The organism is Mesorhizobium sp. M0410 (genome assembly GCF_040321435.1).
Classification (GTDB): domain Bacteria; phylum Pseudomonadota; class Alphaproteobacteria; order Rhizobiales; family Rhizobiaceae; genus Mesorhizobium.
On record NZ_JAMYRN010000052.1, the window covers coordinates 1 to 7,746 of the forward strand.

The window sequence follows — 7,746 nt, forward strand, 5'->3', positions numbered from 1 at the left end:
ATGTCTCGCAAGCCATGATCCTTGTCGCAATGGACGGCAATCTCATCCGCCGAAACGCTCATCCGTGAATTTCAAAACGGACTCTTAACTCTGTGTCCATGGAACCGGTAGCAGGCCGTAGAGCGGCCTCTCACATTAACTGCGCATTCTAAGGACAGTTCACGGTGGATGGATGGGGCACACCTCGCTCCAGACAACCAAAGGCTACGCCCACACGCCGAAGCACCTTCAGGCCAGTCTGAGCGTCTCTGAGGACGCGGAACAGGTCGATGCCGCGCTGCACTTGGCATGACGCGCGAGACCGACCGCACCGGCACGGCGGTCTTGTAGCATCGCCGGGAAGACTTGACAGGTTCTACCGAGCGCTCGCACCTTTGGGCATTGGAATACCTGTCCTGCCTGACTGGCTGCGGGACAGCTGCTTGAGAGAGCGGGTGAGCGGTGCCTCTACCCACAAATGCAGGCCAACGCTGAAGAGACAGACAGCGGCAAATGCAGCGAACAAATAAAAAGTGGCTGAGAAAATGGAACCAGCCGGAAGCACTTTTGCCGCAAGAAAGTACACGCCGTGCAGAATCAGCGGATGGATTAGGTAGGTCGCGTAGCTCGCAGACCCCAGCAGGAGAGCGCCTCGATGCGACGCCCGATGGTTTGAACGCTCAAGTATCAACGCTCCGGCGACGATGACCGTCGCTGGTAGGCCAAGCCGCATGAGCCTGATTTCCCCGGTGCGCGTAACCTCGACGCCCAAGTACCAGTCCTGGGCAATCAGCACAGCAATGGCTACCCCAATCGCGAGGACACTCAGTGTTGCTCCGTGGGGCAGGTCGAGTGCCCGTGACTTCAGATATAAGAGCCCCAGCAAGCAGCCGAGCGCGAACTCAAGTAGGATGGCATTCGTATAGTACTCGATCACAAAAGATTGTGGCTTGAATACTACGCCCATGAACCAAAACGACAGAAAGACCACCGACAAAATGGTAGTTGCCCGACTAATTCGCCCCGAAAGCAGGAAAAGGCCGAAGAAGAAATAGAAAAAGGCCTCGTAGATCAGTGTCCATGCCGGACTGAGTATGGGCTCCGAAACGCCGTCGAGTCGTATATTCGGCAGTAAGAACAGGGATGTCAGCAGGTCCGAGCCGTCCCAATTGTGCAGTCCTGACGGACTGAAGCCGACAGAGCTGACGGCTATTATCGCGAAAGTGGTGATCCAGTATAGCGGCAATATCCGGATGAGTCGGTCACGCCAGAACGCGGCGGGGCCACAGTGGCTTCTGTCGCTCGCATAAACCATGATGAAGCCAGATATGACGAAGAATATATCGACACCCGCAGCCCCCAGATGTGAATGAAAGGGAAGCGGGTGCAGGCGCTCGATGAACGGTTGGGCATGGTACAAAACCACCGCATAGGCGGCCACAGCCCGAAGCACCTGGAGATTGTTCAGCATCAGCCTGGCTCTCGCGCTCGCGACAGTCATTTAGTCTGACCGGAGGTGATTTCGGAGGCAATTACCTCTTTCGACGCCTCGCATGCGACGTCGTACCTCCTATTGGGGAGATGGCGCTGCGCCCAGGCTCGCCCTTTCTGTCAATCGGCTCGCAATTATTCCACGCCGAAATACACAAGGCCTCGCATTGGACTGGCCACCGTATTCGAATGGGACATTCGCCGCCGAGCAAGACAATGCCAAGGCGGCTCACCGCGGCATTTGGCAGGGCCGGTTCGATCAACCTTGGGATTGCCGTGCGGCGAACGCCGACAACGTCGAGACAGTCAGCGAGCGATCCACCGGGTTCGGGCTTCTCAGAGACCGTTTTGAAAATCGGCTGACTATGGGTTCCGTCTGGGGCTGGGTTATGATTCAAGCTTTGGATGCGGACAGAGCAGAGCCGTGGCCGGATGGCCCAGATCCGCCAAGAAGACCTTGCGCTACCGTACGCCTCCGGCGAAGGCCGCCTTGCGCGAGCATGGCACGGTAGCGAAGCTGCGCTCTTAAGGTCGTCCTTACGAGCGTAGTTAGCAGCACAGCATGAGCCAGATGACGATATTGACCGGGCCGGAGCGCCGTCGTCGTTGGAGTGAAGAGGATCAGTGCCGGATACTGGCCGCGGCATTCGCGCCCGGGGCCACAGTGGCGGCGGTGGCGCGTCAGTACGATGTCGCGACCAGCCTGATCTATAAGTGGCGCCGCACGGTGAGAGCCCGCGAGACGGGCTTTGCCGAAGTTGTCGTGGTTCCCGATGAACCTGTCGCCGCTTCGGTGCCGGGGGCGCCACCAGCGGTGATCGAGCTGGAGATCGCCGGCAAGGCGCGGCTGCGGATTCCGCTGACCACGCCGCCGACACTGGCGGCGGCGATGGTGAAGGCGCTGGGCGTTTCATGATCCCGGTTCCGAGCCAGGTGCGGATCTGGTTGGCGGTCGGCCGGACCGATATGCGTCGCGGGATGCAAGGGCTCGCTCTGCAGGTTCAGGAGACGTTGGGCCGGGATCCGCATGCCGGCGATCTTTATGTCTTCCTTATCTGGCATGATGGGCTCGGCATGTCGCTATATGCAAAACGGCTCGAGAAGGGCCGGTTTCTATGGCCGTCGCCGGCGGACGGCACGGTTTCCATATCACCGGCGCAGCTCGCCTACATGCTCGACGGGATCGATTGGCGCAACCCGCGTCACACGTTCCGCCCGCAGCGCGCGGGCTGAGTTTTTCTTTGAGTTTGCGCCATTTTCCGCGAGTCAGCGGACGCGTTTTATGATTCATTCCAGGGCATGGTTGCCACCGCCCAGGATGCTGTTCCGGACGATATCGGCGCGCTGAGAGCAGCGCTGACCGCGGCGCTGGCCAGAGCCGAAGACGAGGCCGCGCGCGCTGCGCTGGTCGAGGCCGAACTGGCGGTCGCCAGGGCCAAGGCATCGGATGATGCGGCGCTGATCGCACATCAGGATCTGACGATCCGGAAGCTGCAGCGGGCGCTGCATGGTCAGAGTTCTGAACGCTCAGCCCGTCTGCACGACCAGATGGAGCTCACCTTCGAGGAACTCGAGAGCACGGCGACGGAAGACGAGATCGCCGCCGAACAGGCCGCGGCCCGGACCACCGAGGTGGCGCCTTATGTGCGCAAACGACCAGCGCGCCAGCCATTTCCCGAGCATCTGCCACGCGAACGCGTGGTCGAGCCGGCGCCGAGCGCTTGCCACTGCTGTGGCGGTCATCGGCTGCGCAAGCTTGGTGAGGATATCACCGAGACGCTGGAGGTGGTGCCGCGGCAATGGAAGGTGATCCAGCACGTGCGGGAGAAGTTCACCTGCCGCGACTGCGAGACGATCAGCCAGGCTCCGGCGCCGTTCCACGCCACCCCGCGCGGCTGGGCCGGTCCCAGCCTGCTGGCGATGATCCTGTTCGAGAAGTTCGGCCAGCATCAGCCGCTCAACCGTCAGGCTGAACGCTATGCCCGCGAAGGCGTGCCGCTCAGCCTGTCGACGCTTGCCGACCAGGTCGGCGCCGGCGCCGCGGCGCTGATGCCGCTGTTCAGGCGACTCGAAGCCCATGTGCTGGCCGCTTCACGTTTGCACGGCGACGACACGACGGTGCCGGTCCTGGCCAAGGGCAAGACCGAGACCGGCCGATTATGGGCCTATGTGCGCGACGACCGTTCGGCGGCGCCGATCCTCCGGCGGCAGTGTTCTACTATTCCCGCGATCGTCGAGGGGAACATCCCGCGGCGCATCTCGCCGGCTGGAGCGGCATTCTGCAGGCCGATGCCTTTGGCGGCTATGGCGATCTCTATGCGACAGGCCGTCAGCCGGCGCCTGTTCTGGAAGCCAGCTGCTGGGCCCACAGCCGGCGCAAAGTGTTCGAGCTGGCCGATATCGAAGCGGCAGTGCGCAAGAAGGCGCGCGGCGACAAGCCTAACCTGGTCTATCCGCTAGCGGTTGAAGCCGTGAAGCGCATCGATGCCCTGTTCGATATCGAACGCGCGATCAACGGCCTGTCGCCAGGCCAACGCCTCGCCGTGCGCCAAGAGCGGAGCGCACCGCTGGTCACCGAGCTCGAGCGCTGGATGATCGAGACGCGCGACAAGCTCTCGCGCGGACACGATCTGACCAAGGCCTTCAACTACATGCTGCGCCGCTGGTCATCCTTCACCCGGTTCCTCGATGACGGGCAGATCTGCCTATCGAACAATGCAGCCGAGCGAGCCCTGCGTGGCATCGCTCTCGGCAGAAAGTCCTGGCTGTTCTGCGGTTCCGATCGCGGCGGCCAGCGCGCTGCCGTTCTCTACAGCCTGATCGTCAGCGCCAAGTTGAATGACATCGACCCGCAGGCCTGGCTCGCCGACGTCCTCGGCCGACTGCCCGCCTGTCCGGCCCATCGCATCGATGATTTGCTGCCATGGAATTGGAGATCCGCAAGACTGCGGACCCAACCAGCGGCGGCCTGATCATGCAGCGCAATAAGGTGCATCACGTCTACACCGTCGAGCGTGTCGCCAGGGACCTCGGCGTCAGCGAAGCGCTCATCCAGGATCTGACCCTCGGTCTCGAGCCCGAGGACGGCGTCATCTGGGTGTACGGCGCCAACGATGACGACGGGATCTTGGCCTTCACCGATGAAGGCTTGAGGAGGTCAAGCTCCTCTCGAAGAATATCATCGCGTCTCCCCATCGAAAGGTTGACCCCAGCACCGCGGTGCTCAGGTGCTCATGGCCGCTGGATACGCACGTCTGCGGTCTTCACCGGACTTCACCGGATGGGTACGTTCGGCTATGGCAACGATGGGGACCTTAATGATGTCCATCTCATCGGCGGGGGCATCGACGCCAACGGTCGTGGCTTCTACAAGCAGTGGGGCGGCAACTGGGCTTGGTGGGCCGGCGGCACCTACAAGTTCAACGAGAAGGCCGCGTTTAATCTCCAGGTGTCTGGTGACGACGACAAGAACTACGGTGTGGCTGCGAACGTCGCCTATACCGCTGTTCCTGGCTTCACGATCACGGCCGAAGTTGACTACAACCACTACGGCAACTTCGACACTCCGACCATCTACGGCAACTGGGTCGGCGCCGACAAGAAGAACAGCGTCGGCGGTATCCTCCGCTTCCAGCGCGACTTCTAATCGGCAGCATCTGACTGAAATCGACCCGGCGGGCAACCGCCGGGTTTTTTCGTATACGTGACGCGATTATCTGATCAAGGTCGCACGAGGAACGTCGACGGCTTCGTCATCAGGATTTGTGGTCAGTCGCCAATCCTGTTCAAAGTACGGCAAGATCACCCAAGGCATCGATCAGTGGCTGGATCCTATTTTCATAGTTTTTCCAGCGCTTGACCGACGATTTATAGACCGGTTGCCGGACTTGCCAGCGACTGATAGTTCTGACCGACCCAGCCTTATCGAAAAAGCGAAGACAGGCATCATCCCAGGTCAAGCCAAGGTGATCTATCAAGCGACGCGATTGCCCTTCCTGGTCAGATATCAGCTCTTCGTAGCGATTCTCAAAAATTCGCCCGGGCAAGATCGAGTGCCAATGGCGCATAAGCCGCTCATACTCACGATAAGCCAGTCCAAGAGTCCCAAGGTCGTAACTGTAATCAAGGCCCTTTTTTAGGTCGGAAAAGAAACAGGAAAGACAATTGTCGATCGCGTCGCGCTTGCAGTGAATAAAACGCGCGTTCGGGAAGAGGATGGCGATCAGACCGATAAGCTCGAAATTATGAGGCAGTTTGTCGATAATGCGTGGTGCGGTAGGCGAATAGAGACGCAAGTTGGATAGATATTCCTCAGCCAACGCATGCGATTGCTGGATCGTCATCGACTTGACTGTCCATCCAAAGGTTTGTCCCGGCTCCCCCTTCAGGCCGATGGAGGCCGCGATTCGCCCCAGTTTCGTAAGCTCTCCGGCCCCGTGAACGTAAGGATGGCTCGAGCAGATTTGCTCGGTCAGTGTTGTACCCGAGCGCGGCATCCCGAGGACAAACACGGGCGCTTCGGATGGGTTACCATACCCGGCTTTGGATGCCAGCAAGCCGGCATCGAATAGCCCGATCAGGGAATCGACCCACCTGCGGTAGGACTCAATGTCAAAATCTAAAGTCCTGAATGTCTTGGCCTTTAGAAAATGGTCCATCGCCTCGCCGTAACGGCCAAGGTCGTTCAGAACCTTGCCTGCCGCCAGATGAAGCCCATAGGGCTCGTCGGCGGAAATCGCCGGGTTGGCAAGTTCGTCCAGGATGGACTTGAGTTCGGGCGGTTCGGTAGAAAATTTCCGGATGCCTACAAGGGTGTTGTAAGCCCCTGGCACGTTGAGACGCCTGGCGATGTTTTCCGTTAAACAAGCTGCTGCCTCGTCCATCCGTCCGAGACTTACGAGCGTATCCGCTAGACCCATCCGGGCTTGCGGATGATAGTGGTCGATCCGCAGCGCCTTCTCATAGATGGGCAAAGCCATGTCGGCCTTGTCGAATTTGGCGTAGGCCTGCGCCAAGCCGCAAAGTGCCTCCAGAAGATCAGGCTTCAATTCGCAGGCCCGTTGCAAGTGCCTGATTGCGGGCAGGTAATCGCCAACCTTTAAATAGGTTTCGCCAAGTGTGAGCCGGTAGTACGGATTGTTAGGCTCTTGGGTGACCGCCCGGGCCAAGTATTTGATGGACAACTCATCATCGAAATCCAGCCCCAATGTGCCAAGTATGTACAATGCCAGCGGATGCTCACGCGTGCGCGCCAGAACGCGATGACAGAGCTCCTCGGCCTCAGGTAGCTGATCCAATTTCTGAAGTTCAAGCGCTTGCCTCAACAGCATGTCGTCGGCCTGCGCGCGAGGCGGGCGGGCCTGCGGCTTGGCTTTGGGTGGCGCAGCTTTCGGCGGTGCCGCCTTAGCCGGGGGTTGAGTTTTGAGGTGCTTTGCCCAGGCGGGCGGCAATCGGTTGCTCATACTATGTCGCTAGCAAAACGGCGCGGGAGAATCCAGCCTTGGGCGAACCGCCAAGTAAGCGCGACGATGCTCTCGGCCAGTCAGTACGACGGCGAAAACACCATGTCCGTCGAAGGCTCAACCCGGGATGCGTCGCTAAAAGGTTTTGAAATCGTCCTGTCACTCTTTCCGGGCGTTAGCGCCGCCCCTCACCTGCCTGCCGGCACCCTCTCCCCTTATAGTGACGGGGAGAGGGGCGCTGTGATCGGCGATCTCACCAATCGCCGGCCTGCAAGAGAGCCAGCGCTGCGGCCCGCCCCTTCTCCCGTCACTATCTAGCGTGCGCACACATTTGATTCAACTCCAATGAAATCAAAGTGATGGTCGCATTTCTGGAGCCGAGCATCGGGCTCAACAGCTTGGAAAACGTACGTTTTCAAGGCTCTTGGCTTATCAAAGAAATTGCCCCTTCGAATCAGATGTGTGCGCACGCTAGCCCGTCACTATACGGGGAGAAGTGCCCGGCAGGGCGATGAGGGGCAGCGCCGGCTTCGAGAATTGATGTTCCCACCACAAGTTGGAAGCGGTCAGTCGGCTGAAGCGATCGCCGCGGCTCGGCCACGCCGGAAAACTTGCACCCTTCCCCCGCCCACGCTAGCAAGTGACTCCCCTTCCACGCGAGCCTGTGCCATGCTCGCGCAAGGCGGCCTTCGCCGGAGGCGTACGCGCTACCCGTCTGATTTGACGGACGAGGAGTGGGAGCAGTTCGCGCCGCTGATGCCCAAGCCTGGGCGGCGTGGCCGTCCGCGCGAGGTTGATTTTCGCGAGGTGATCA

The 7,746-nt window shown here is 60.1% G+C and carries 4 protein-coding genes and 3 pseudogenes; 5 read left to right on the top strand and 2 right to left on the bottom strand.

The window, feature by feature from the left end; all coding sequences use genetic code 11:
* Positions 1-355: 355 nt before the first annotated feature.
* A complete protein-coding gene (locus NKI63_RS30240) occupies positions 356-1,450 on the bottom strand; it encodes an acyltransferase family protein (RefSeq protein ID WP_352824096.1) in 1,095 nt (364 codons plus the stop codon).
* Between the two features lie 582 nt (positions 1,451-2,032).
* Between NKI63_RS30240 and tnpA the strand changes: the two genes are divergently transcribed.
* From tnpA to NKI63_RS30260, 4 genes and pseudogenes are all read left to right on the top strand, one after another.
* Entirely contained in the window at positions 2,033-2,386 is a 354-nt protein-coding gene (gene tnpA, locus NKI63_RS30245) for an IS66-like element accessory protein TnpA (RefSeq protein WP_352778697.1), read from the top strand.
* Positions 2,383-2,703 carry an IS66 family insertion sequence element accessory protein TnpB gene (gene tnpB / locus NKI63_RS30250; RefSeq protein ID WP_352506223.1) on the top strand — a complete coding sequence of 107 codons (321 nt, stop codon included), beginning with the start codon at positions 2,383-2,385 and terminating at the stop codon, positions 2,701-2,703. Before tnpA ends, tnpB begins: the two co-directional genes overlap by 4 nt.
* 66 nt (positions 2,704-2,769) lie before the next feature.
* Positions 2,770-4,442, top strand: a pseudogene (tnpC, locus tag NKI63_RS30255) (IS66 family transposase).
* A gap of 320 nt (positions 4,443-4,762) precedes the next feature.
* Positions 4,763-5,116: pseudogene (locus NKI63_RS30260) on the top strand (porin); the annotation flags it as partial.
* Between the two features lie 139 nt (positions 5,117-5,255).
* Here NKI63_RS30260 and NKI63_RS30265 read toward each other — a convergent pair.
* Positions 5,256-6,932 carry a tetratricopeptide repeat-containing sulfotransferase family protein gene (locus tag NKI63_RS30265; RefSeq protein ID WP_352824097.1) on the bottom strand — a complete coding sequence of 559 codons (1,677 nt, stop codon included), beginning with the start codon at positions 6,930-6,932 and terminating at the stop codon, positions 5,256-5,258.
* A 669-nt stretch (positions 6,933-7,601) separates the two neighbouring features.
* Here NKI63_RS30265 and NKI63_RS30825 point away from each other — a divergent pair.
* A pseudogene (locus NKI63_RS30825) lies at positions 7,602-7,746 on the top strand (IS5/IS1182 family transposase); the annotation flags it as partial.